The following is a 26121-nucleotide window of genomic DNA, read 5'->3' as shown; positions in this document are numbered from 1 at the left end:
TGCCGTCCCTTCAGGAGTTGCGGTAGCGGCGGACGCTCAGCACGGACGTGACGAGGAACAGCAGCCCCAGCGACACGAGGATCACCAGGCTCGGGTTCTCGGCCGGGAACCCGGTGCCGGTGGGCGCGCCGTTGCCCCACAGGTCCCGGCAGGCGCTGATCACCGAGCTGACCGGGTTCCACTGGGCGATCGGCTGGATCCAGCCGGGCAGCTTGTCCACCGACAGGAAACCGGTGGACAGGAACGAGAACACCACCGCGACCAGGCCGCCGACCGACTCGATGGTCTCCAGGTTGCTCATCGCCATGCCCAGCAGCACGCCCAGCCACAGCACGGTGAAGGTGAACACCGCGACCAGGCCGAACCCGGCCAGCGTGGGCAGCACGCCGTTGTGCGGCCGCCAGCCGAACAGCAGCCCGAACGCCACCACGACCACCAGGCCGATCATGCTGATCAGCAGGTCCGCGATGACGTGCCCGATGAGCACCGCCGACCGCGAGATCGGCAGCGACCGGAACCGGTCGACCAGCCCGCCCTGCACGTCCAGCGCCACCGCGATCGCGGTCGGGCCGACGGCGGCCAGCGCGCCCTGCATGACCACGCCCGCGAAGATGAACTCGATGTAGTTGGTGCTGCCCGGGATCTGGATGGCGCTGGAGAACAGGTAGCCCAGCGCCACCATGGTGATCAGCGGGTTGAGCGTGATGCCGATCAGCCGGCCGGGGTTGCGGCGCAGCCGCCGCAACCTCCTGCCCGCGATGGCCAGCACCTCGGTCACGGACGCCAGCGGCGGTGCCGCAGACGGCGGGATGTCCAACGTGGTCACGGTCGTGCCTCCCCGGAGTGGTTGCCCTGCACCCGGCGGAGCTCGTCCGCGACCGCCGCGCCGATCAGCGCCTGCGGTTCGGGGTGCATCATGTACTCGTGCCCGCACGGGACGCGGTGCACGCGGACCCGTCCGTCCACGTGGGACGTCCAGGCGTCGGCCAGCTCGGCGATCTCGTCCTCGGTCCGGTCGGCGGTGGCGGAGAACAGCACCAGGTCGCCGCGCAGGGTGGACGGCGCGAAGCTCTCCATGATGCGGCCGTGGTTGCGCACCACGGCGAGCATGGCCAGCAACCGCTCCTCGCCCAGCTCCGCCAACGGGTGCCGGTCGCGGCGCAGCACCTCGACCACGTCGCCCGGCTTGAGCTCGCGGCCGGCGAACTCGCGCCGGTCGTGCCCGATCTGCTCCATCACGCGCAGCAGCAGCTCGTCGTCGACCTCCGTCGGGTTCCCGGCTCCCGCCGGGACCTCGTCCGCTGTGCTCGTCCCTCCGGCCACGGGCCGGTGCGGGTAGCCGTCGAGGTTGGCGACCAGCGCCACCTCGTCGCCCTCCGCCTGCAACCGCACGGCCATCTCGTGCGCCAGCACGCCGCCGAACGACCAGCCGAGCAGGTGGTACGGCCCTTCCGGCTGCACGGCCTTGACGTGGCCGACGTACAGCGCGGCCACCTCCTCGATCGACCCCGGCAGCGGCGCGAGCTGCCCCACGCTGGGCGACTGGATGCCGTAGATCGGCACGTCCGGGTCGATGGCGCGGGCCAGGCCGACGTACGGCAGGCTCGACCCCAGCCCGCTGTGCAGCACGAACAGCGGCGGCTTGGACCCCGACGGCCGGATCGGCAGCACGACCGCGAACGGGTCGAGCGTGTCGTCGCCCTGCTCCAGGGCGCGGACCTCGTCGAACACCCGGGCCACCGCCGAAGCGCCCGCCGACGGCGCGTCCTGCTCCTCGGCGATCGACGCGAGCCCGGCCGCGGTCTTGTGCACGAAGACGTCCGCGATGGTGAACCGCAGCCCGGCCTTGCGCGCCCGGCTCACCACGCCGGTGGCCAGCAGCGAGTGCCCGCCCAGCTCGAAGAAGTCGTCGTCCACCCGCACCGACGGCACGCCGAGCACGTCGGCGAACACGTCGCACAGCAGCCGTTCGGCGGCGGTGGCCGGTTCCCGCGACGGGGTGCGGTCGACGAAGTCCGGCGCGGGCAGGGCTGCCCGGTCCACCTTCCCGTTGGTGTTGAGCGGGAACCGCTCCAGCGCCACCAGCGCGGACGGGACCATGTAGTCCGGCAGCGACTCGCCGACGCGGCGGCGCACCACCGCCGGTTCCGGCACCCGCGCGCCCGCGACCGGCACCAGGTACCCGACGAGCCGGCCCCGGGCGGCCACCACGACCGCGTCCGCGACCTCCGGCACGGCCCGCAGCGCCGCCTCGACCTCGCCCAGCTCGATCCGGAACCCGCGCACCTTGACCTGGTGGTCGCGGCGGCCCAGGAACTCGATCTCGCCCTCGGCGTCCCACCGGACCACGTCGCCGGTGCGGTACATCCGGTCCCCCGGCCCGGCGAACGGGTCGGCCGGGAACCGGTCGGCGGTCAGCGCGGTGCGGCCGAGGTAGCCGCGCGCCAGGCCGTCGCCGCCGATGTAGAGCTCACCCGGCACGCCGACCGGCACCGGCCGCAGCGCGTGGTCGAGCACGTACACCTTGGTGTTGCCGATCGGCTTGCCGATGGTCGGCCTGCCGCCGTCCACCGCGGCCACCGTGGACCAGATCGTGGTCTCCGTCGGCCCGTACATGTTGCGCACGTCGTGCGCGTGCTCGCGCAGCGACGCGGCCAGCGCCTCGCTCAGCGCCTCGCCGCCGGTGAGCACCACGCGGAGCCGGCGCAGCGCGGCCGGGTCGTGCTCGATCAGCGCCTGCCACAGGCTCGGCGTGGCCTGCATGACGGTGGTGCGGGTGTCGACCACGGCCGCGCCGAGCGCCACCGGGTCGCGCACCACCTCCCGGTCGGCCACGACGAGCGTCGCGCCGGAGACGAGCGGCACGAAGACCTCCAGGATGGAGATGTCGAAGCCGAACGTGGTCACCGCGAGCAGCCGGTCGTCCCGGCTCATCGCCAGGCGCAGCCGCATGTCCGCGATCAGGTTGCGCAACGCGCGGTGCGGCACCACGACGCCCTTGGGCTTGCCGGTCGAGCCGGACGTGTAGATGACGTAGGCCGGGTGCTCGGGCCGCAGCGGCGCGAGCCGGTCCCGGTCGGTCAGCTCGGCCGCGCCCCCGCGACCGCGCAGCACCTTGTCCACCTCGGGCGCGTCCAGGAGCAGCCGCGGCGTGCCGTCGTCGGGCAGGTCGACGCCGGAGGTGGTGACGACCAGGATCGGCGCGGCGTCCGCCAGCGTGAGCCGGACGCGGTCGGCCGGGTGGTCGGGGTCGACCGGCAGGAACGCGGCCCCGGACTTGAGCACCGCCAGCGCCGCCACCACCAGGTCACCCGACCGGGGTACGGCGATGGCCACGATCTTCTCCGGCCCGGCGCCGCGCCGGATCAGCTCCCGCGCCAGCCGGTTCGAGCGCGCCCCGAGCTGCCGGTAGGTCAGCTCGCCGTCGTGGCCGGCCAGCGCGGTGACGCCGGGGATCTGCCTCGTGCGGTTGGCCACCATGTCCGGCACCAGCGCGCGGTCGAACCGGCGCGCGGTGTCGTTCCACTCGACCAGGATGCGGTGCCGCTCGGCCGGGCTGAGCACGTCCACGTCGCTCAGCGGCGCGTCCGGGTCGGCCACCACGGCGGTGAGCACCCGGACGAGCCGCTGCGCGATCGAGTCCGCGGTCGCGCGGCGGAACAGGTCCGTGCGGTAGGCCAGCACGCCGTCCATGCCCGCGGGCACGCCGTCGACGTGCCGCTCCACCAGGTCGAACGTGAGGTCGAACTTGGACCGCTCGGCCTTCATCGGTTCCACGGCCGCCCGCACGCCCGGCAGCGCCTCGGTGGCGTCGTCGTCGTTCTGGAACGCGAGCATCACCTGGAACAGCGGGTGGCGGGCCAGCGACCGGGTCGGGTTCAGCGCCTCCACCAGGTACTCGAACGGCAGGTCCTGGTGGGCGTAGGCGGCCAGGTCGGTCTCCCGGACCCGGCGCACCAGCTCGCGGAACGTCGGGTCGCCGCCGGTGTCGGTGCGCAGCACCAGCGTGTTGACGAAGAAGCCGACCATGTCGTGCAGCGCCTCGTCGGTGCGTCCCGCGATGGGGCTGCCCAGCGGGATGTCGGTGCCCGCGCCGAGCTTGGTCAGCAACGCCGACACCGCGGCCTGCATGAGCATGAACACGCTGGCGCCGGTTTCGCGGGACAGCGCGAGCAGGCCCGCGTGCAGCTCGGGTGACACGGCGAACTGCCGCACGTCGCCCTCGTGGTCGCTGACCGCGGGCCGGGGGAAGTCCGTGGGCAGGTCCAGTTCCTCGGGCAGGTCGGCCAGCGCGCGCGTCCAGTACGCCAGCTGCTCGGCCAGCACGCTCTTCGGGTCGTGCTCGTCGCCCAGCCACTCCCGCTGCCACACCGCGTAGTCCGCGTACTGGGCGGGCAGCGGCTGCCACGACGGCGCCTCGCCCGTGCGGCGGGCCGCGTAGGCGGTGGCGAGGTCGCGGGCCAGCGGCGCGGTGGACCAGCCGTCGAACGCGATGTGGTGGAACACCAGGAGCAGCACGTGCTCCCGCTCCCCCACCTCGTACAGCCGGGCCCGCAGGGCGGGTTCCGCGCCGAGGTCGAAGCCCCGGTCCACCTCTTCGGCGAGGGCGGCCGCGAGGTCGGCCGCGCGGCCGGTGACCAGCGCGCCGGGCCGGGCGGGCAGCACCCGCTGGTACGGCACGCCGTCCACGTCCGGGAAGACCGTCCGCAGGATCTCGTTGCGCGCCACCACGTCGTCCACGGCCGCGGCGAGCGCCGGCACGTCCAGCGCGCCGGTCAGCCGCACCGCGAGCGGGATGTTGTACGTGCCGGTCGAGCCCTCTTCGAGCTGGTTGAGGAACCACAGCCGGCGTTGCGCGAACGACAGCGGCAGGCCCTCGTCACCGGAGCGCTCGACCGGGCGCAGCGCGGGCCGGGCCCGGTCCGCGCCCACGACCAGCCGGGCCAGGCCCGCGACCGTGCGCGCCTCGAACAGCGCCCGCACCGGCAGCTCCACGTCCAGCACCGTGCGCACCCGGCTGACGACCCGGGTGGCCAGCAGCGAGTGGCCGCCCAGCTCGAAGAAGTCGTCCTCCACGCCGACCTCGGCGGTGCCCAGCACCTCACCGAACACACCGCACAGGATCTCCTCGACGGGCGTGCGCGGACCGCGGCCCTTGGCGCCCGCCGCCACGTCCGGCTCGGGCAGCGCCTTGCGGTCCACCTTCCCGTTCGGCGTCAGCGGCAGCGCGTCGAGCACCACCATCGCGGCCGGGACCATGTAGTCGGGCAGCGCACCGCCCACCGCCTCCCGCACCGCCGCGACGTCCAGCACCGCGCCGGGCGCGGCCACGACGTACCCGACGAGCCGCTTGTGGCCGCCCTGGTCGCCGCCGACCGCCACGGCCGCGTCGCCGATCTCGGGCACGGCGCGCAGCGCGGCCTCGACCTCGCCCAGCTCGATGCGGTGGCCGCGGATCTTGACCTGGTGGTCGCGGCGCTCCAGGAACTCCAGCTGCCCGTCCGGCCGCAGCACCACGCGGTCGCCCGTGCGGTACATGCGGGTCCCGGGCTCGCCGAACGGGTCACCGAGGAACGTGACCGCGGTCTTGGCCCGGTCGCCGAGGTAGCCGCGGCCGACGCCGATGCCCCCGACGTACAGCTCGCCGGCCACGCCCGGGGGCACCGGGCGCAGGTCGTCGCCCAGCACGTACAGCCGGGTGTTGCGGACCGGGCGGCCGATCGGCACCCGAGCGCCGCCCAACGGGTCACCCTGTCGGATGATCGCGTGCGTGACGTCGTCGGAGCACTCGGTCGGCCCGTAGGCGTTGACCAGCGGGATGTCGGGGTAGCGGGCGAACCAGCGGTGGCACAGGTCGGGCGGAAGCGCCTCGCCGGTGACCACCAGCCACCGCAGGCCGGGCAGCGCGGGCGTCTCCTCGGTGATGTCCCACGCGTCCAGCGCCGCGCGCAGCAGCGACGGCACGACTTCGAGGATCGTCACGCCCTCGTCCGGGACGGTGGCGAACAACGCGTTGGGGTCCACGGCGGTGTCGCGGCCGGTCACCCGGACCTGCCCGCCCGCCATCAGCGCGGTGAGCATCTGCCACACCGAGATGTCGAACGTGACCGGCGCGTTGTGCACGACCTTGTCCGAAGAGGACACTTCGAGGTCGTCCACCTTGCACCACAGGTGGTTCACCATGCCCCGGCGGTGCACCATCGCGCCCTTGGGCTTGCCGGTCGAGCCGGACGTGAAGATCACGTACGCGAGGTCGTCGGGCGCGCCGAGGGCAGGGGCCGGCTCGGCGTCCACCGCGCCGTCGAGCACGACGACCTCGACGTCGCCCGCGACCTCCCGGGCCAGCTCCAGGTGCGCCTCGTCCACCGCGAGCCGCCGCGCGCCGCAGTCGGCCAGCAGCGCGGCGATGCGGGCGACCGGCGCCTGCACGTCCAGCGGCACGTACGCGCCGCCCGCGCCCAGCACCCCGAGCACGGCGGTGACGAACCCGACGCCCGGTGCGGCCAGCACGGCGGTCAGCCCGTCGCCGACCTGCCGGGAGAACGCGCTCGCCCGCCCCACCAGCTCGGCGTAGGTGACGCTGCCGGCGTCGTCCGTCACGGCCACCGCGTCCGGCCGCTCCAGCGCGAGCCGGCGCACGCGCTCGACCACGCCCTCGTACGCCTGCGGTCGGACCGGACCGGTGCCGGCGGCCAGCACGTGCGCCCGCTCGGCGTCGTCGAGCACGTCGATCCGGCTCAGCGGCGCGGTCGGGTCGGTCACCACCGCGCGCAGGAACGCGACCAGCCGTTCGGCGAGCCGACGCGCCGAGGCCCCGGTGAACAGCTCGGTGCTGTACTCCAGCACGCCGTGCATCCCGGTCGGGACGCCCTCGGCGTAGCGCTCCTCCAGCAGCACGGTGAAGTCGAACTTCGCCCGCTGCGACCGCACCGGCTCGACCCGCCCGGACAGCCCCGGCAGGTGCAGCGGGACGTCGTCGCTGCTGTTGAGCGCGAGCATGACCTGGAACAGCGGCTGCTTGTTCAGCGACCGCTCCGGGTTGAGCCTGTCCACCAGGTGCTCGAACGGCACGTCCTGGTGCTGGTAGGCGGCCAGGTTCGTGTCGCGGACGCGGTGCAGCAGCTCGGAGAACGTCGGGTCGCCGCCGGTGTCCGTGCGCAGCACCAGCGTGTTGACGAAGAACCCGATCAGCTCGCCCAGCTCGTCGTCCGTGCGGCCCGCGGTGGGCGTGCCCAGCGGGATGTCCGTGCCCGCGCCGAGCTTGGTCAGCAACGCCGACAGCGCGGCCTGGAACACCATGAACACGCTCGCGCCCGTCTCCCGGGCCAGCGACACCACCCGGTGGTACAGCTCGGCGTCGACCTCGAACCGCAGCTCGTCGCCGTCGTAGGTGCTCACGGCGGGCCGGGGGAAGTCGGTGGGCAGCTCCAGCTCCTCCGGCACGCCGGCCAGCGCCTGCGTCCAGTAGGCGAGCTGGCGCGACAGCAGGCTCCCGGTGTCGCGCTCGTCGCCCAGCAGGTCCTGCTGCCACAGCGCGTAGTCCGCGTACTGCACGGCCAGCGGCGACCAGTCCGGGCGCGTGCCCGCGACCCGGGCCCGGTAGGCCGTGGCCAGGTCCCGCACGAGCGGCGCGATCGACCAGCCGTCGAAGGCGATGTGGTGGAACACCAGCAGCAGCACGTGCTCCGACGGCCCGACGCCGAACAGGCGCGCCCGCACCACCGGCTCGGTGGCCAGGTCGAAGCCGCGGTCGGCCTCGGCGGTGAGCACGTCGGACAGCTCCGCCTCCGGCAGCCGGGTCAGCGGCAGGTCCGGGTAGTCCGCGGGCACGTCCACCACCCGCTGGTACGGCGTGCCCTCGACGTCGGGGAACACCGACCGCAGGATCTCGTGCCGCTGCACGAGGTCGCGCAGCGCGCCGCGCAGCGCGGGCAGGTCCAGGTCACCGGACAGCCGCACGGCCATCGGCACGTTGTAGGTGCCGGTCGCGCCGTCCTCGAACCGGTCCAGGAACCACAGCCGGCGCTGCGCGAACGACAGCGGGATGCGCTCCTCGCGGGCGTAGGGCCGCAGCGGCGGGCGGGCGTCGGACGCGCCGACGACCTGCTCGGCCACGCCCGCGACCGTCCGGGCCTCGAACAGCGCCCGGATCGGCAGCTCGATGCCCAGCGCGGCCCGCGCCCGGCTGATCACCTTGGTGGCCAGCAGCGAGTGCCCGCCCAGCGCGAAGAAGTCGTCGTCGATGCCGACCTGCGGCAGTTGCAGCACGTCGGCGAAGACGCCGCAGAGGATCTCCTCGACCGGGTTGCGGGGGCCGCGACCGCGGGCCTGGCCCGCGAAGTCGGGGGCCGGCCCAGCAGGAGAACTCAGGAACTTGCGGTCCAGCTTGCCCTGCGTGGTCAGCGGCAGCTCGTCCAGCACGACGATCGCCGACGGCACCATGTACTCGGGCAGCGCCTCGACCAGCCGCTCGCGCAGACCGCCCGGCACCGTCTTGCCGTCGTCGGTGACGATGTAGGCGACCAGCTTCCGGTCCCCTTCTCCGTCCTCCCTGACCACGGCCACGGCGAGGGTGACGGCGTCGTGCGCGAGCAACGCGGACTCGATCTCGCCCAGCTCGATCCGGAACCCGCGCAGCTGCACCTGGTCATCGGCCCGGCCCAGGTAGTCGAGCTGGCCGTCCGGGTGCCACCGCACCAGGTCGCCGGTGCGGTACATGCGGTCACCGGGGCCGCCGAACGGGTCGGCGACGAACCGCTCCGCGGTCAGGCCGGGCCGGTTGAGGTAGCCGCGGGCGAGGCCGCCGCTGACGTACAGCTCGCCCGTGACGCCGACCGGGACCGGCTGGAGCAGCGGGTCCAGCACGTACACCCGGTGCGCCGCGGTGGGCCTGCCGATCGGGGGACGCCCGCCCGGCGACAGCGGCCCGCCGACGGTAGCGGCCAGCACCGACTCCGTCGGCCCGTAGCCGTTGAACATGCGGTGGGTGACCGACCAGCGCGCCACCACCTCCGGCGGGCACGCCTCACCGGCCACGACCATGGTCAGGTCGGCGGGCAGCACCGTGCCCTCGGGCATGCCGCCCGCCACCACCGGCGGCAGCGCGGCCAGGTTCACGCCCTGGTCGTTGATCAGGTCGATCAGCGCCTGGCCGGGTCCGCGCGCGTCGTCGCCCGCGACCACGACCGTGCCGCCGCCGCACAGCGCCAGCCCCATCTCCCACACCGTGGCGTCGAAGCTGTAGGAGGCGAACTGGAGCACCCGGGTGTCCGGCGTGACGTCGAACTTGGCGATCAGGCTGAGCACCATCGCGACGAAACCGGCGTGGTCGACCACGACGCCCTTGGGCTTGCCGGTCGACCCGGACGTGTGGATGACGTAGGCCGGGTGGTGCGGGCGCAGCGGTGCCACCCGGTGGTCGTCGGTGAGGTCGCCGTCCGGGTAGCCGGACAGGTCGAGCGCGTCGATGGCGACGACCTCGACGTCCACCTCCAACGTGGCCGCCACGTCCACTGTGGACAGCAGCACGCCCGGTGTGGCGTCGGTGATCAGGTAGTCGACCCGGTCGGCCGGGTACTTGGCGTCGATCGGCAGGTAGGCCGCGCCCGCCTTGAGCACCGCGAGGACGGCGACCAGCATCTCCAGCGAGCGCGGCATGGCCAGCGCGACCACGCCCTCCGGTCCGACGCCGCGGGTCACGAGCACCCGGGCGAGCCGGTTGGCGCGGGCGTTCAGCTCGGCGTAGGTCAGGCGCTCGCCCCGGAACACGGCGGCGGTCGAGTCGGGCGCGGCGGACGCGCGGGCCTCGAACAGGTCGGTGACCACGACGTCCGGGACGGGCTCGATCGTGCCGCCCCACTCGTGCAGGACGCGGGCGCGCTCGTCGGGCGCGAGCAGGTCGATCCGGCCCACGCGGACGTCCGGGTCCTCGACCAGGGTGCGCAGCAGGCGCGTGAAGCGGTCGACCACGGACCGGATGTGGTCCTCGCCGAAGAGGTCGGACCGGTACTGCGCCAGCAGCCGCACTTCCCGGCCCGGGTACACCGACAGCGCGAACGGGTACTCGGCGACCAGCCTGCCCTCGGCGCCGGTCAGCCGGACGCCCGGGATGATCCCGGACAGGCCGTCGGTGTCCATCGGGTAGTTGTGGAAGCTGACCACGGTGTCGAACAGCTCGCCGACCCCGGTCAGCTGCTGCACCTCGGCCAGGCCGAGGAAGTGGTGCGGCGCCAGGTCGAACTGCTCGTCCTGCACGCGGGCCAGCAGGTCGGACACCGGCGCCGCCGGGTCCAGCCGCACCCGCACCGGCAGCGTGTTGAGGAACAGGCCGACCATCGACTCCATGCCCGGCAGGTCCACCGGGCGGCCCGAGTGCACCGCGCCGAACACCACGTCGTGCCGCCCGGTGAGGCGGCCGAGCAGGATCGCCCACGCGCCCTGCATGACGGTGTTCAAGGTCAGGCCGCGGGCCCGCGCCCAGGTCGACAGCGTGCGGGTGAAGTCCTCCGGCAGGTCCACCACCAGCGAGGCGGGCGGCTCGGTGACGCGGGGCCGCTCGGCCGGGCCGATCCGGGTCGCCTCGTCGACGCCGTCCAGCGCGGTCCGCCACGCCTCGCGCGCGGCCTGCTCGTCCTGCCGCGCCAGCCACTCCAGGTAGCCGCGCGAGGGCGCGACGGGCGACAGCGCGGTCACGTCCGCGCCGTTGGCGGTGAGGGCGAACAGCTCGCGGGCGAAGATCGGCATCGACCAGCCGTCCACCAGGATGTGGTGCACGGCCCAGATCAGCCGGAACCGGTCGTCGGCCAGCCGCACGGCGGTGAACCGCAGCAGCGGCGGGTCGGCCATGTCGAAGCGGCGCACCCAGTCGGCGTCGGTCAGCCGCGCCAGCTCGCGCGCCGCGTCGTCCGGGTCCATGCCGGTGAGGTCCACCTCCTCCCACGGCAGGGCCGCCGACACCGGGATGACCTGCACCGCGTCGCCCGACGGGCGGGAGTGGAACGACGCGCGCAGGTTCGGGTGCCGGCGCAGCAGCGCCTCGGCCGCCGCGCGGAACGCCGCGACGTCCAGCGCGCCCTCGACGTCCACGACGACCTGGAGGGTGTAGACGTCCGCGCCGTCGCGGTCGAACTCGGCCTGGAACAGCAGGCCCTTCTGCAACGGCGACAGCGGCAGCACGTCCAGCACCGAGCCGGTCTCGCGCTCGATGTCGGCGATCTCGGCCTCGGTCAGGTCGACCAGGTCGAAGTCGGACGGGCTGTGGCCGCCCGCGCCGGGCAGCGCGGCGTGCTCGACGAACGCCTCCAGGGCGCGGAACCACGTGCGCGCGACGTCCTCGACGTCGGACTCGGTCAGCAGGCCGTCGGCCCACAGCCAGTCGGCGACCAGGGTCGGTCCGTGCGGGCCGTCCTCGGTGACCGGCGTGACGGCGAGGGCGTGCCGCAGCGGCATGTCCGGGTGCACGCCGGTGCCGATGGCCGTGGCGGCGTCCAGCGACCAGGCGCCGTCACCCGTCGTCCGGTTCCCGGCTCCGCCGAGGGTCGCGAACCGGCCCAGGTAGTTGAACCCGATCGACGGCGTGCCGAACCGGGCCAGCGCGCCGACGGTCTGCGGGTTGAGGTAGCGCAGCAGGCCGAAGCCGATGCCGTGGTCGGGCAGGGCCCGCAGCTGCTCCTTGACCCGCTTGATGGCCGTGCCCGCGCTCGCGCCGCCCGCCCACAGGTCGGCGCGGTCCAGCTCGCCCGGGTCGACGCGCAGCGGGAACACGCTGGTGAACCAGCCCGCCGTGCGGGACAGGTCCAGCTCGTCGGCGACCTGCTCGCGGCCGTGGCCCTCGACCTCGACCAGCACCGCCGGGTCGGTCGCGCCGAGCCGCCTGCGCCGCCAGTCGGCGACCGCGACCGCGAGGCCCGCCAGCAGCACGTCGTTGATCTCGGCGTGGAAGGCGGCGGGCACCTTGGTCAGCAGGGCGGCGGTCCGCTCGGTCGGCAGCACGAGCCGCATCGACCGGGCCGTGCCGTACGTGTCCCGAGCGGGGTCGAGCGGGCGGCTGCCCAGCGGCACGTCGCCGCGCCGGAGCTGGTCGACCCACAGCGGCAGCTCGGTGACGCGGGCGCCGGCGCGGGCGTGCTCGGCGAGCACCTTCGACCAGCGCCGGTAGGACGTGCCCACGGGCTGCAACGGCGTGCCCGCCAGGGCGTCGGCCAGGTCGGGCACGATGATCCGCCACGTGACGCCGTCCACCACGAGGTGGTGGACCACGAGCACCAGCCGCGCCTCGACGCCGGAGTCCACCAGCACCGCCTGGACCACGCGGCCCTCTTCGGGCGCGAGCGCGGCGCGGGCGCGGGCGACCTCCTCGGCCACCGCCTCGTCCAGGTCGTCGGTCTCGGCGACCTGGGCGCGGCGGACGAGCTTGGTGGCGCGGATCGAGCCGACCGGCAGGACCTCCATCGACCACAGGCCCGGCAGCGGTACCGACAGCTTGCCGCGCAACGCGTCGTGGTGGTCGACCACGGTCTGCACCGCGCCGGCGAGCTTGACCGCGTCGAGCCCGGTGGGCACGTGCAGCACGACGTACTGGCTGTACTGGCGGGTGACGTCGGTCAGGTCCGACAAGTCCTCGCGGAGCTGGTGCGCGATGGGCGTCAGCTCGATCTCGCCGACACCGTCGTCCGCGACCGCGGTGTGCCCGTCCGCGTCGGCGGCCATCGCGGCGATCGCGGCCGGGGTGCGGTGCTTGAGCACGTCCCGCGAGGTGAACACGACCCCGGCCCGGCGCGCCCGGCTGACCACCTGGATGGAGCTGATGCTGTCGCCGCCCAGGGTGAAGAAGTCGTCGTCGGGGCCGACGTCGCGCAGGCCGAGCACCTCGGCGACGACCTCGCACAGCACCCGTTCGCGCGGGGTGCGCGGCGCGCGTCCCCGGACCCCGGCGGCGGGGTCGGGCTCCGGCAGCGCCTTGCGGTCGACCTTGCCGTGCGGGGTCAGCGGCATCTCCGGCAGCTCCACGAACACCGACGGCACCAGGTACTCGGGCAGCACCTCGGCGAGCCGGGCGCGCAGGTCGCCCGGCGGCCGGCCGTTCGACGCCACGACGTACCCGACGAGCCGCTTGCCGCCGGAGGCGTCCGGCGCGACCCGCACGGCGGCGTCGGCGATGCCGGACAGGCCGCGCAGGGTCGTCTCGATCTCGCCCAGCTCGATCCGGTGGCCGCGCACCTTCACCTGGTGGTCGCGCCGCTCCAGGAACTCCAGTTGGCCGTCCTCGCGGCGCACCACCCGGTCGCCGGTGCGGTACATGCGTCCGCCCGAGAACGGGTCGGCCATGAAGGTCGACGCGGTGCGCTTCGGGTCGCCCAGGTAGCCGCGGCCGACGCCGACGCCGCCGACGTACAGCTCGCCGGGCACACCGGTGGGCACCGGGCCCAGGTCGTCGCCCAGCACGTACAGGCTCGTGTTGCGGACCGCGCGGCCGATCGGCACCCGCGTGGTGCCCGCCGCGTCCTCGACCGTGACGAACGCGTGCGTGACGTCGTCCGAGCACTCGGTCGGCCCGTAGGCGTTGACCAGCGGCACGGTCGGGAAGCGGGCGAACCAGCGCAGGCACAGGTCCGGCGGCAACGCCTCCCCGGTCACCACGAGGTGCCGCAGCGACGGCAGCTTCGGCCGCGCCTCGACCACGTCCCACGCGTCCAGCGCGGCCCGCAGCAGCGACGGCACCAGCTCCAGCACGCTGATCCGCTCGTCGGCGACCAGGCCGAACAGCTGGTCCGGGTCGGCCGCGGTCTCCCGGCCGACGACCCGCACCCGGCCGCCCGCGACCAGCGGCGCGAGCATCTGCCACACCGAGATGTCGAACGTCAGCGGCGCGTTCTGCACCACGCTGTCGCGGTCGGTCAGGCCCAAGTCCTCGACCTTGGCCAGCAGGTGGTTCACCATGCCGCGCCGGTGCACCATCGCGCCCTTGGGCTTGCCCGTCGAGCCGGACGTGAAGATCACGTACGCCAGGTCGTCCGGTCCGCCGAGCACGGGCGCGAGGTCGGTGTCCTCCGCGCCGTCCAGCACGACGGCCTCAACGCCGATCTCCCGCGCCGGCGCGCAGTGCGCCGGGTCGACCACCAGGAGCGAGATCCCGTTGTCGCGCACCAGCTCCGCCGTGCGGGCGGCGGGCGCGCGCGTGTCCAGCGGGACGTAGGCGGCGCCGGCGCCCAGCACGCCGAGCACCGCCGAGACGAACCCGGCGCCGGGCGCGGCCAGCACGCCGACCAGGTCGGCCCCGACCAGCTTGCGCGACAGCGCGCTGGCCCGTGCGACGAGCGCGGTGTACGTGACGTCGAAATCGTCCTCCACCACCGCGACGGCGTGCGGGCGCAGCGCGGCGAACGAGCGCACCTGCTCCACCACGTCGGTGAACGCGTCGGGCCGGGTCGCGCCGGTCGTCGCGCCCAGCCACGCGGACCGCTCGGCCGGGTCCAGGACCTCCAGCCGCGCCAGCGGCTCGTCGTCGTCCGCGCGGGCGAACCGCTCCAGGAACGCGGTGAAGCGGGCCAGGTGCGCCCGCGCCTCCTCGTCGGTGTAGAGCTCGGGGTTGCCGTTGAGGTGGACCTCCAGCCCGCCGTCGGGCGCGTCCACCACGGTCAGCATCAGGTCTTCGATGAGGCCGGTCGACAGGTTGTTGACCTCGACCTCGCACTCGCCGAGAGCGAACGTCGTCTGCTGCGGCAGGATGTTGACGAACGGCCCGAACGGCCGCCGGTCGTCGGTCGCCAGCCCCATGCCCCGGCGGATCCGGCTGACCCGGTGCCGCTGGTGCTTGAGCGCCTTGGCCAGCGCGCGCGACGTGCGGCGCAGCAGGTCGGACCGGGTCTCGCGCGGGCGCACGGGCACCCGCAGCGGCAGGTAGTTCGCCACCATCCCGGGCACCGCGCGCATCGTCGCGCCCATCCGGGCGGTCGCGGGCAGGGTCAGCAGCACGTCGCCGACGCCGGTCAGCCGCTGGGTGTAGACGGCGACCGCGGACAGCACGACGGCGGGCCAGGTCGACGCCGACCGGCTCGCCAGCTCGCGCAGCGCCTGCGCGGTGTCCTTCGACAGCACGTCGGTGCGGCGCAGGAAGCCCCGCACCTCGGGGCCGGACGCGGTGCGGGTGGACAGGCTCACCAGGTCCGGCGTCTCCTCGAACGCGGCGGCCCAGAAGTCCTTGTCCTTCACCGCCGCCGCGGACTCCTCGTACGCCCGCTCACCGTCCAGCAGCGCGCTCAGCGGCGGGATCGGCGTCCCGTCCACCCCGGCGTACAGCTCGGCCAGCCGACGCCAGAACACCACCTGGCTGTACCCGTCGCACAGCAGGTGGTGGATGCGCATGTAGAAGAAGTGCCGGTCCTCGGCCACCGTGATCACGGCGAGCCGGAACAGCGGGAACTCGTCCAGCGAGAACGGCGTGGCCAGGTCGGCGCGCATCCAGTCGGCCGCCTCGTCCGCGGTCAGCGCGAGCTCGGTCAGCGGCAGCTCCGGCAGTGGCGTCACGACCTGCCGCGGCGCGCCGTCCACCTCGACGTACCGGGTGCGGGTGCACTCGGCCTCGTCGACCATGCCCCGGGCGGCGGCGATCAGGGCGGGCACGTCGAGCGGCCCGCGGATGTCGAGGTAGCCCGCCGAGTTGTAAGCGACGCCCCGCCCGTTGAGCTTCTCGTCGAACCAGATCTCGGCCTGTCCGGCGGAGAGGGGCAGGTCCACCGCTTCGGTCATGGCATTCTCCTCGCAAGCGTCGCGGGATCGGCTGCGGCGAGCTGGTCGCCGAGCAGGTCCGCGCCGTAGATGTCCGCGATCCACTGGTCGTGGTAGACGGTGTCCAGGTAGCGGTCGCCCAGGTCCGGCGCGATCGCGACCGCGGTCACGTCGCCGTCGGGCCGGTGGCGCGCGAGCCAGTCGGTGGCGCCGGACAGCACCGTGCCGGTCGAGCCGCCGAACAGGAACCCGTGCCGCAGCAGCGTCCGGCAGGCGCGCACGGTGTCCCGCTCCGCCACGTGCAGCACCTCGTCCACGAAGGACTCGTCCAGCAGCGGCGGGCGGACGCTCGTGCCCAGGCCCGGCACCATCCGGGGCTCGGCGGGCGTGCCGAAGGTGACCGAGCCGACCGCGTCCACCGCGACGATCCGCACTGACGGCTTGTTCTCCTTGAAGTACCGCGCGCAGCCCATCAGCGTGCCGGTGCTGCCCGCGCCGATGAACACCACGTCGACCTCGGGGAAGCTCTTGAGGATCTCCGGGCCGGTGGTCTGGTAGTGCGCCAGCCAGTTGGCCGGGTTGGCGTACTGGTTGAGCCACACGTGGTTCTCGTTCTCGCACAGCTGCCGCACGTGGCGGATGCGGGCGCCGAGGTACCCGGTCTCCGGGTCGGGCTCGGTGATGACGTGCACCCGGGCGCCCAGCGCCTCCATGAGCTGCCGGGTGGCGAGGTTGCACCGCGCGTCGGTTACGCACACGAACCGGTAGCCGCGGCTCGCCGCCACCAGGGCCAGCGCCACCCCGAGGTTGCCCGACGAGCTCTCCACCAGCGTGGCGCCTTCGCGCAGGGTGCCGGCGCGCACCGCCGCGGACACCATCTCGTTGGCGGCCTTGAGCTTGATGGACCCGGCGAAGTTGAACCCTTCGCACTTGAGGTACAGCGGGTGGCCCGAGAGCCGCCGGAGGTCGACGTAGAGGTCGTCCACGTTGAACTCCTGGGGCGTCGATATCACTGGCATGCGCCGACTCCTAGGCGAGGTGCACGGTCAGGCGGCTCAGCGCTTGCCGTAGCGGTCGAGGTCGAAGAAGAAGTCCGGGACCACGGCCAGCTCGCCCGCCCGCGACACCTCGTCGTAGACGTGCTTGCCGACCGCCAGGTCCAGCACGCCGAGTCCGAACGGGGAGAACACCAGCGGCCGGTCCGCCGGTGGCGTCACCGCGCCGGTCATGACGTCGTGCAACGTGCCGGACAGGAAGTCGCGGTTGCCGGTGAGCTGCTCGGCCAGGTGCGGCGAGGTGTTCGCCTTCAGGCAGTGCTCGACGTCGTCCACCAGGTTGGTGGAGGCGAGGATCACCTCGGGCGACAGGTCGCGCAGCGACACGTGCAGCACCAGCGGGTTGTGGTCGAACCACGTCGGGTCGGAGACGTGCGGCGTGCCCGCGACGGTGGCGAACACGACCAGGTCGCTCGACCGGATCAGGCTCTCCGCGCTGTCGTGGACCCGCACCGCGGCGTCGCCCGCGGACTCGGCGTACTCGCGGAAGCCGTTCGCCGAGTCGGCGCTCAGGTCGTGCACGCCGACCTCGTCGAAGCTCCACCCCGTCGCGGTCAGGTAGGTGTGGATGTAGCGGGCGATCAGGCCGGTGCCGACGAACCCGACCCGCGTCGGCCGGCTCCGGTCGCGGCTGAGCCAGTCAGCGGCCAGGGCGGCGGACGCGGCGGTGCGCACCGCGCTGACGATGGAGCTCTCCAGGCAGGCGAGCGGGTAGCCGGTCTCCCGGTCGTTGAGGATCAGCACGGCGGACGCGCGCGGCAGGCCCGCGGCGACGTTCGCGGGGAAGCTGGAGATCCACTTCACCCCGTGCACGCCGATGTCGCCGCCGAGGGACGCGGGCAGCGCGATGATGCGCGACGAGGGGTCTTCGGGGAACCGGAGGAAATAGGACGGCGGATTGACCGAGTCACCTTCACCGTGCCACCGGTAGGCGGCCTCGATCAGTTCGAGAACGTGCTTCTCCCGCCCTCGCAATACCTGGTTCACCTGAGCGCCGGAAATCACCGCGAAGGCAGGTGCCACGTTACCGTCCCTTTCTCGTGCAGGTCCCCGAGCAGCGCCGACCCGATCGGGCGGCGATCACCACCACATCGTGGCGAACACGGCTGACAACCCGCTGACACGTGACTGACGGCGGTGGATATAGATGTTCTATAGCTATTTGCGTTCAGGTTGTCCCACACGAAAATCCCGGGCAATCGCCCTTCGAACACCGGCAGCACTGCGACGATCGTCGGTTCCGCGGCCTTTGTCGTGATCATGACGGGAGGACAACCCTCGATGGAAGATCGTAGGATCAAGAAGGTCGTGGTGCTCGGTGGCGGCACCGCGGGCTGGATGGCCGCGGCGTACCTCGGCAAGGCGCTGGGCCCCGGTGTGACCATCACCGTGCTGGAGGCGCCCTCCATCCCCAAGATCGGCGTGGGCGAGGCGACGGTCCCCAACCTGCACAAGACGTTCTTCGAGTTCCTCGGCATCGCCGAAGAGGACTGGATGCGCGAGTGCAATGCCAGCTACAAGATGGGCATCAAGTTCACCAACTGGCGCACGCCTGGCCGCGGTGAGGCGAACCCGCGGCCGTACGGCGACGGGACCGACCACTACTACCACCTGTTCGGCCTGCTGCCCAACCACGAGAACCAGCCGCTGTCGCACTACTGGGCGCACAAGAAGCTCGCCGGCCAGACCGACGAGCCGTTCGACTACGCCTGCTACCGCGAGCCCCCGATCCTGGACGCGAAGCTGTCGCCGCGGTTCATGGACGGCACGAAGTGGACCAACTACGCGTGGCACTTCGACACCAACCTGATCTCGCCGTTCCTGCGCAAGTGGTCGATCGAGAACCAGAACGCGATCCACATCCAGGACCTGATGACCGAGGCGGTCATCGACCAGCGCGGTCACGTCTCGGCGCTCAAGACCGAGGGCGGGCTCACCATCGAGGGTGACCTGTTCATCGACTGCTCGGGCTTCCGCGGCCTGCTCATCAACCAGGCGATGAAGGAACCGTTCCTGGACATGAGCGACCACCTGCTCAACGACAGCGCGGTGGCGACCCAGGTGCCGCACGACGACGCGGCCAACGGCGTGGAGCCGTACACGTCCTCGATCGCGATGTCGAGCGGGTGGGCGTGGAAGATCCCGATGCTGGGCCGCTTCGGCACCGGCTACGTCTTCTCCAGCCGCTTCCAGTCGCGCGACGACGCGACGCTGGAATTCTGCACCATGTGGGGCCTCGACCCGGAGACGGCGAACCTCAACCAGATCAAGTTCCGCGTGGGCCGCAACCGCCGCGCGTGGGTGAAGAACGTCGTCTCGATCGGCCTGGCCTCCTGCTTCCTGGAGCCGCTGGAGTCGACCGGCATCTACTTCGTGTACGCGGCGCTGTACCAGCTGGCGAAGTACTTCCCGGACAAGAACTTCGACTCGATCCTGCAGGACCGCTTCAACGCGGAGATCGAGACGATGTTCGACGACTCGCGCGACTTCGTGCAGGGCCACTTCAGCTTCGCGCCGCGCAACGACACCGCGTTCTGGCAGGCGTGCAAGGAGCTGCGGCTGGCGGACGACTTCCAGGAGAAGGTCCGCATGTACAAGGCGGGCCTGGCGGTGAACATGCCGATCACCGACGAGTCGACCTACTACGCGAACTTCGACGCGGAGTTCCGCAACTTCTGGAACAACTCCAACTACTACTGCATCTTCGCGGGCCTGGACTACCTGCCCGACCACAGCCTGCCCGCGCTGGCCGCGCGCCAGGACGTGCTGGACTCGGCGGAGCCGGTGTTCGCGCAGATCAAGCAGACCCAGAAGGAACTGCTGACCACGCTGCCGAGCACCTACGAGTACCTCAAGCAGCTGCACGGCAAGTAGGACTTCCCTCCCCCCGGGAAAGACACGAGCCCCACCGGTCCCCCGGCCCGGTGGGGCTCGTCGCCGCGTGCCCGCGAGTCCTCGGTGGACACTCGCGCCGCTGATTCTCGTTGGACACGTCCGCGGTGGTGTGGTCGAGTGGGGTGGTGGAGCAGTCATCCGTGCGCCGGATCGTCGTGCTCGGGGTGAGCGGCGCGGGCAAGTCGACGTTGGCGCGGGAGCTGGCCCGGGTGGTCGGCGGCCCGCACGTCGAGCTGGACGCGATCCAGCACGGCCCGAACTGGGTCACGCCACCGGACGACGAGTTCCGGGCCCGGCTCGCGGCGGCGACCGAGGGGCCCGCCTGGGTGGTCGACGGCAACCTCGCCAAGCTGACCGCGGACGTGCTGTGGCACCGGGCCGACCTGATCGTGTGGCTGGACCTGCCCCTGCGGGTGGCACTGCCGCGGCTGGCGCGGCGCAGCGCGTCCCGGATCGCCCGCCGGGCCGAGCTGTGGAACGGCAACCGGGAGACGCCCGCGTTCCTGTTCGGCCGGAACTCGGTGCTGGTGTGGGCGGTGAAGGCCCGGCGCAGGCACCTCGCCGAGTACCCCGGCCGGCTGGCGCGGGCCGGGGTGCCCTGGGTGCGCTTGCGCTCGACCGCCGCGGTGGCGCGGTGGTCCGCGGGGTTCAGCGCGGTGAGCCGACGCCCACCCGGAACGGGTCGTCGCGGTCCAGCTTCCCGGTGAACAGGCCCTGGAACAGGTTCAGCTTCTGCATGTTCGACGTGCCCTCGATGAACTCCAGCCCGCGCGCGTCGCGGACGAGCTTGTCCAGCTGCGGGTGGTCGAAGCGGGCGCCGACGCCGAAGAACTCGCAGGCCGCCCGGGTCGCGTCGAGCGCGAGCCGGGACGCGCGGGCCTTCGCCGCCGACGCCAGGTAGCCGTCGGACGTGCGGGCGTCGACCGCGCGGGCGGCCAGGTGCACGAGCGCGCGGGCCGCCGTGATGCGCCGGCCCAGCTCGTCGAGCCGGTCGCGCTCGTCGCGGCGCAACGTCGTGCGGTTGTCGCGGACGTACTCGTGCGCCGCCCGCGCGATGCCCAGCGCGATCGCCGCGACACCGGGCCGGAGCAGGTTGAACGTCTGCACGAACGCCCACATGCCGCGCCGCGACGGCGAGAGGTGCCGACCGACGAAGCGGGACGCGGGCACGTGCACGTCGTCCAGCGTGATCGCGCTGATCCGCGCGCCGCGCAGGCCGATGCTGTCCAGCGCGGTCGCGGAGAACCCCGGCGTCGGCGTCTCCACCAGCACCGCGTTGATGCCGAGCGGGCCGGAGCCGACGCGGGCGAACACGACCCCGAGCTGCGCCCGGCAGGCGTTGCCGACGTAGCGCTTCGCGCCGGAGAGCACCGCGCCCCCGTCGACCGGCGTCAACGTCGAGGTGAGGCCGCCCGCGTCGGACCCGCGGTCGGGTTCGGTGAGCGCGAAGAACGTCCACAGCGGCTCGGCGAGCATCCGGCCGTAGAACCACTCCTTCTGCTCGCGGTCGGCGAGCAGGTCGACCAGGACCCCGGCCAGCAGCGGGCCGGGCGAGGCGACCAGCATGCCGACGTCGGCGCAGGCCAGCTCCTCCATGATGATCGCCCGTTCGAGGGCCAACGTGCCGTAGAACCGGTTGCCCGCGATGGGGATGGGCACGTTGCCGTACTCCGGCGGGATGCCCATCGTCGACAGGTACCGCACGGCGGGCAGGTCGAAGTGCGCCCGGATCAGCTCGGGGTCGCGGTCGAGCGCGAGCCCGAGGCGGCGGAAGTCCGCACCCCACTCGCGCACCTGGTCGCGCAACGCCACGAGCCGCGCGTCCAACCCGCTCACGCCACGCCACCCGCGGACCGCGCGCCCCCGGACGGTCCGGCGTCCTCGGCACGACCGACGGCCGGCCCGGCGGCGGTCGGGGCGGTGTCGGCGGTCGGGTCGGTGTCGGCGGCCGGGGCGGGGACGTAAGCCTCGGCCAGCAGCTCCGACAGGTGCGCCACCTGCCCCGGGCCGCCGACCAGGTACCCGCTCGCGCCGAGCAGGTTCACCAGCCACCGGTCGGCCGCGGTGATCCGGGCGTGCAGGTGGGACAGGATCACGGCGGGCAGGTGGCCCGCGTCGACGCCCGTCAGGACCGCCCGCACCTCCAGGTGCTCGATCAGCCCGTCGGCGACGGTCTCCTTCACCATCTGCTGCTGGAGCAGCGTGGTGCTGCCGGTGCGCCGGCCGTTCAGGTAGCGCATGCACGTCTCGCGCAGCGCCTCCGACAGCCCGAGCCGCAGCCACACCAGGCCCAGTGCCCAGGCGGACCGCTGGTCGGACGCGTCGTGGTCGGTCTCGGCGTCCGCTTCTCTCAACCGAGGTACGAGAACACCGTTTCCGTACATGTCCGGGCCGACTTCACCCGTTCGTGTACCCAGACCCCGCAGCAGCACGACCGCGCCGCCCGGCAGGTCGACCGCATCGACGGTGGACTCGTCCAGTGCCGAGCGCGCCACCACGACGCCGTCCAGCCACACCCGGTCCGCCGACGCCGCGACCTCCTGCGGCACGACCGCGTGCCCACCGGGCCCGGCCGGCAGCAGGCCCGGCACGACCAGCGAACCCAGCACCGTCAACGCCGGCGCCAACCCCTCGTCCCGCGCCGCCAGGTGGCACCGCGACAGCGCCTCCGCGCCCAACCGCACCGACGTCGTCACCGGACCTCACCCACCGCGGCCATGCCCAGGTCACCGGTCGCCGCGTCGTGCTCCACGAGCACCACGCGCCCCAGCGAGTCGGCCAGCCCCTCCCACAGCGCCGTGCACGGGTACCCGGCAGGCGCGGTCCGCACGGTCCCGCCGTGCCGCACCAGCTCCGGGTCGATCCCCGCGCCCGCGACCACTGCCACCCGCTCGTCCGCGCCCACCAGAGACGCCAGCCCGGCGGCCACCGCCCCCGGCAGCTCGGCGACCGACACACCGGGCGTGTGCACCAGAGACAGCGGCGCGCCCCCGGTCTCCAGCAGCAACGCCACCCCGGCGTCACCGGTCGGCCTGTCGTCCACCTCGTAGGGCAGCGTGGCCTGGTCGGCGATCACCACCAGCGCCCGCGAGTACCCGTGCCGCGCCGCGTAGTCCGACGCGATCCGCAGCGCCGCGAACGGCGCGCACCGGCCGACGTCGGACACCGAGAACGACAGCGGCGCGCCGGGCACCGCCTCGGCCAGGTACGTCGCCGCGGCCAGCCGGCAGTCCAGGTCCGGTGTCGCGTGGGCGACGATCGCCAGCTCCACCGGGCCCAACGGCTCCAGCTCGGCGTGCAGCGACCGGGTCAGCGCGGTGAACGTGGTGCCCGGCTCGGCCAGCACCTCCGGCCGCAGCGCGACGCCGTAGCCGGACGTGAGGTCGGTGAAGTGGCGCGACGAGAACTCGTCGTCGAGCGCGCGGTCGGGGGCGACGCGGGTCCGCACGACCCGCGCCAGCCCCAACGTCCGCGCGCCCGCCGGGCGGGACGACGTGGGCGCGGTGGTCCGGTACACGGCTAGCGGTCCATTTCCGCGGCGACGAAGTCGGCCAGCGAGCGGACCGTCTCGAAGTGCGCCATCTCCAGGTTGTCGGTGTCGAACTCGACCTCCAGCGCCTCCTCCAGCTGCATCAGCAGCTCGAAGACACCGGTCGAGTCGAGGCCGAGCTCGTCGAACAGCCGGGACTGCTCGGTCAGCTCCGGCAGGTCGTAGTCCAGCACCTGGGCCAGGACGGCGGTGATGGCGCCGACGATCCGCTCCCGGGGGGCGACGGTGGTGGATTCGCTCATGATGCGGTTCCTTCGGTGAGAGCCGTGGCGGCGGCGCGGTCGGGGAGGTGTTGGTGGCGCAGCAGGTCCTCGGTCTCGTCGCGGGAGCGCACCAGGTGCGCGCGACCGCCGTGGACGAGCACTTCCGCCGGGTAGCCGTGGCTGAGGAACAGCACCGGCGAGGCGGTCGGGCCGTACGCGCCGGAGCGCAGCACGCCGACGAGGTCGCCGGGTCGCACGGGCGGCAGCTCGACCTTCTTGCCGAGGGTGTCGTTGGGGGTGCACAGCGGCCCGGTGACGTGCCAGCTCTCGGTGGCGGGCTCGTCGACCCGGTTGAGCACCCGCATGGGGAAGTTGCGCTTGACGAACGACCCGATGCCCACCGCCGCCATGTGGTGGTTCGTGCCGCCGTCGGCCACCGCGAACCGCTCCCCCATCGACTCCTTCACGTACCGCACGCGCACGACGTACGTGCCGGACGTGGCGGTGAGGTAGCGGCCGAGCTCCATCACCAGGCGCGTGCCGGGGTGCCGGTCGGCGAACTCCGCGATGATCGGGTTGACCCGGGCGGCGAGCAGCCCGAGGTCGAGGTCGCGCTCGCCGTCGAAGTAGGCCACGCCGAGGCCGCCGCCGATGTCGACCAGGTCCAGCGGGATGCCGAGGTGGTCGGCGAGCCGGTCGGCCAGCTCGAAGATCCGCTCGGTGTTCTCGGCGACCGCCTCCTCGGACAGGATGCGGGTGCCCATGTAGACCTGCACGCCCAGGAACCGGACGTTCGGGTGCCGGGCCACGAGGTCGTCGGCGGCGAACAGCTGCGACTCGTCGATGCCGAACTGGCGCGGCTTGCCGCCCATGGTGAGGCCGGAGCCCTTGACCGAGAAGCTGGGGTTGACGCGCAGCGCGACCGGGGCGCGCAGCCCGCGCAGGCCGGCGAACTCGTCGATCAGCGCCAGCTCGCCGAACGACTCGCACACGATCGCGTAGACGCCCTCGTCCAGGCACGCGGCCAGCTCGTCGGCGCTCTTGCCCGGTCCGAGGAAGATGATGTCGGCCGGGTCGACGCCCGCGCGGCGCGCGGTGACCAGCTCGGCCATCGAGGACACCTCGGCCCGCGCGCCCCGGCCGTGCAGCACGGACAGCACGCCGATGTTGGGGTTGGACTTGAGGGAGAAGAAGAACTCCAACCGCGGGTGCAGCAGCTCCTTGAGCCCGTCCACCCGCGCTTCCAGCTCGTCGCCGTCGTAGAGGTACAGCGGTGTGCCGTACCGCTCGGCGATCTCGGTGATCCCGATGCCCTGGACCTCGAACTCAGCGGTCACGGTCGCGCCTCCAATCGGGCGGTGATGTCGTCGTCCACGGCGCGCAGCTGCTCGTCCGACGACGCCACGAGCAGGCCGTAGAGCCGCCCGTCGAACGCCGAGTCGGCGCGGTGGCCCGCGTTCACCGTGGCGAAGTTGTTGACCAGCAGGCCCGTGCCGCCGGCCCGGTCGAGCAGCAGGCCGCGCAGCAGCTCGCGGACCTCGGCGAACGGCAGCCTGCGGTGCAGCCGCACGGGGTAGTGCCGCGCCAGCGCGACCTGCCCGGGGCCGACGAACCGCTCCTGCACGCGGGCCTGGTAGGTGGACATGTTGTTGCGGGCGTTGATCTCGACGACGGGGTACAGGCCGTCCTCGGGGTCGACCATCGCGTCCACGCCGACCACGCCGAAGTAGCCGTCCGCGGCGAGCTTCTTGCCCAGCCGGTGGGCGGTCTCGACGAGCTCGACGACCTGACCGTCGGACAGCCGGGCGGGCATGCGATGTCCTTTGTGGACCCCGCCTTCGGTGTGCAGCTCCTTGACGAAGTCGAACCGCACGTCGCCGTCGCGGGCCACGGTGAACTGGTAGTTGAGGTCCGCGCGCTTGGCGACCCACTCCTCCACCACGAACGCGAGCCGCGGCTGCCCGGACCTGGCCACCTGCTTGGCGACCATGCCGAGCAGGCGGTCCATCCGGCGTTCGCCCTCCAGCACCGCGATGCCCTTGCCGGAGACGCCGAGCGCCTCCTTCACCACGACCTTGCGGCCCTCGGCGACCAGCGCGCGGGCCCGGTCGAACGCCTCGCGCAGCTCGTCGACCGTCTCGCAGGCCCACCCGGTGGGCTGGCGCAACCCCAGCTCGTCGGCGGCGCGGCGGCTGTAGACCTTGCTGTTGACGGACTTGCACGTCACGGCGTCCGGCGCGGCCAGCGCCATGCCGGTGCGTTCGGCCAGCTCGACCTCGAGGTCGGACACGCCGTGCGCGGTCAGCCGCACGCCGTCCTCGGCGAGCTTCGCCAGGGTCGCGACCGTGGCCGGGTCGGCGAGGGCGTCGGCGGTGACCGTGCGGCGCGGGTCGGAGTCGGCGACGACGTGCACGGTCGGCAGGTCGATGCCCAGCTCGGTCAGGTAGGCCAGGTAGACCGGGTCGGGCGCCGCCTTGAGCACCACGTGGTCGTCGCCGCCCGCGAGCAGCAGCGCGAACTCGTCCATGTGGTTGACCACGGCCGCGCCGCTCTCGGCGGAGAGCCGGGGCAGGGTGTGCTCGCCCAGCGCCCAGCGTTCCTCGACCTCGAAGTTGCCGAGGAACGCGAGCGAGGCGTCCGGCGTGCCGAGCAGCGCCGTCTTGAGCCTGCGGGTGAAGTCCGGTTCGTCCAT

At 73.1% G+C, this 26121-nt stretch carries 12 protein-coding genes; 2 read left to right on the top strand and 10 right to left on the bottom strand.

Features of this window, described 5'->3' with window-relative positions:
- Positions 1 to 10: 10 nt before the first annotated feature.
- The 4 genes from ACIQMJ_RS27935 to sbnB are packed head-to-tail and all read right to left on the bottom strand — an operon-like array spanning position 11 to position 17804.
- Positions 11 to 826 carry an ABC transporter permease gene (locus ACIQMJ_RS27935; RefSeq protein ID WP_499763971.1) on the bottom strand — a complete coding sequence of 272 codons (816 nt, stop codon included), beginning with the start codon at positions 824 to 826 and terminating at the stop codon, positions 11 to 13.
- Complete coding sequence (locus ACIQMJ_RS27930; RefSeq protein ID WP_499763970.1) at positions 823 to 15747, bottom strand: non-ribosomal peptide synthetase; 14925 nt, start codon at positions 15745 to 15747, stop codon at positions 823 to 825. The genes ACIQMJ_RS27935 and ACIQMJ_RS27930 overlap by 4 nt, the downstream gene beginning before the upstream one ends.
- Complete coding sequence (gene sbnA, locus ACIQMJ_RS27925) at positions 15744 to 16745, bottom strand: 2,3-diaminopropionate biosynthesis protein SbnA (RefSeq protein ID WP_499763969.1); 1002 nt, start codon at positions 16743 to 16745, stop codon at positions 15744 to 15746. Before sbnA ends, ACIQMJ_RS27930 begins: the two co-directional genes overlap by 4 nt.
- A 36-nt stretch (positions 16746 to 16781) precedes the next feature.
- Positions 16782 to 17804: a 2,3-diaminopropionate biosynthesis protein SbnB gene (gene sbnB, locus ACIQMJ_RS27920; RefSeq protein WP_499763968.1), complete on the bottom strand. Its 1023-nt coding sequence runs from the start codon at positions 17802 to 17804 to the stop codon at positions 16782 to 16784.
- A gap of 258 nt (positions 17805 to 18062) precedes the next feature.
- Between sbnB and ACIQMJ_RS27915 the strand changes: the two genes are divergently transcribed.
- Complete coding sequence (locus ACIQMJ_RS27915; protein ID WP_499763967.1) at positions 18063 to 19655, top strand: tryptophan halogenase family protein; 1593 nt, start codon at positions 18063 to 18065, stop codon at positions 19653 to 19655.
- A 146-nt stretch (positions 19656 to 19801) separates the two neighbouring features.
- A complete protein-coding gene (locus ACIQMJ_RS27910) occupies positions 19802 to 20383 on the top strand; it encodes a P-loop NTPase family protein (RefSeq protein WP_499763966.1) in 582 nt (193 codons plus the stop codon).
- Here the strand turns inward: ACIQMJ_RS27910 and ACIQMJ_RS27905 are convergent.
- From ACIQMJ_RS27905 to ACIQMJ_RS27880, 6 genes are read right to left on the bottom strand one after another with little or no spacing between them, the layout of a single operon-like run.
- Complete coding sequence (locus ACIQMJ_RS27905) at positions 20325 to 21512, bottom strand: acyl-CoA dehydrogenase family protein (RefSeq protein ID WP_499763965.1); 1188 nt, start codon at positions 21510 to 21512, stop codon at positions 20325 to 20327. The two genes, ACIQMJ_RS27910 and ACIQMJ_RS27905, sit on opposite strands and share 59 nt — an antisense overlap.
- Positions 21509 to 22372, bottom strand: coding sequence for a hypothetical protein (locus ACIQMJ_RS27900; RefSeq protein WP_499763964.1), 864 nt, complete (start codon positions 22370 to 22372; stop codon positions 21509 to 21511). The genes ACIQMJ_RS27905 and ACIQMJ_RS27900 overlap by 4 nt, the downstream gene beginning before the upstream one ends.
- Positions 22369 to 23193 (bottom strand): hypothetical protein, encoded by an 825-nt coding sequence (locus tag ACIQMJ_RS27895; RefSeq protein WP_499763963.1) that lies wholly within the window; start codon positions 23191 to 23193, stop codon positions 22369 to 22371. Before ACIQMJ_RS27895 ends, ACIQMJ_RS27900 begins: the two co-directional genes overlap by 4 nt.
- A 2-nt stretch (positions 23194 to 23195) precedes the next feature.
- Positions 23196 to 23468, bottom strand: a complete 273-nt coding sequence (locus ACIQMJ_RS27890; RefSeq protein WP_123742182.1) for an acyl carrier protein — start codon at positions 23466 to 23468, stop codon at positions 23196 to 23198.
- Positions 23465 to 24766 carry a type III PLP-dependent enzyme gene (locus ACIQMJ_RS27885; RefSeq protein WP_499763962.1) on the bottom strand — a complete coding sequence of 434 codons (1302 nt, stop codon included), beginning with the start codon at positions 24764 to 24766 and terminating at the stop codon, positions 23465 to 23467. Before ACIQMJ_RS27885 ends, ACIQMJ_RS27890 begins: the two co-directional genes overlap by 4 nt.
- The gene (locus tag ACIQMJ_RS27880) at positions 24763 to 26121 is read right to left on the bottom strand and encodes a preATP grasp domain-containing protein (protein ID WP_499763961.1); all 1359 of its coding nucleotides are present in this window, start codon (positions 26119 to 26121) and stop codon (positions 24763 to 24765) included. Before ACIQMJ_RS27880 ends, ACIQMJ_RS27885 begins: the two co-directional genes overlap by 4 nt.

It is taken from the genome of Actinosynnema sp. NPDC091369, assembly GCF_044757065.1.
GTDB lineage: Bacteria > Actinomycetota > Actinomycetes > Mycobacteriales > Pseudonocardiaceae > Actinosynnema.
The sequence above is the reverse complement of the archived record's forward strand: the minus strand, read 5'-3'. Positions and strand labels throughout refer to the sequence as shown.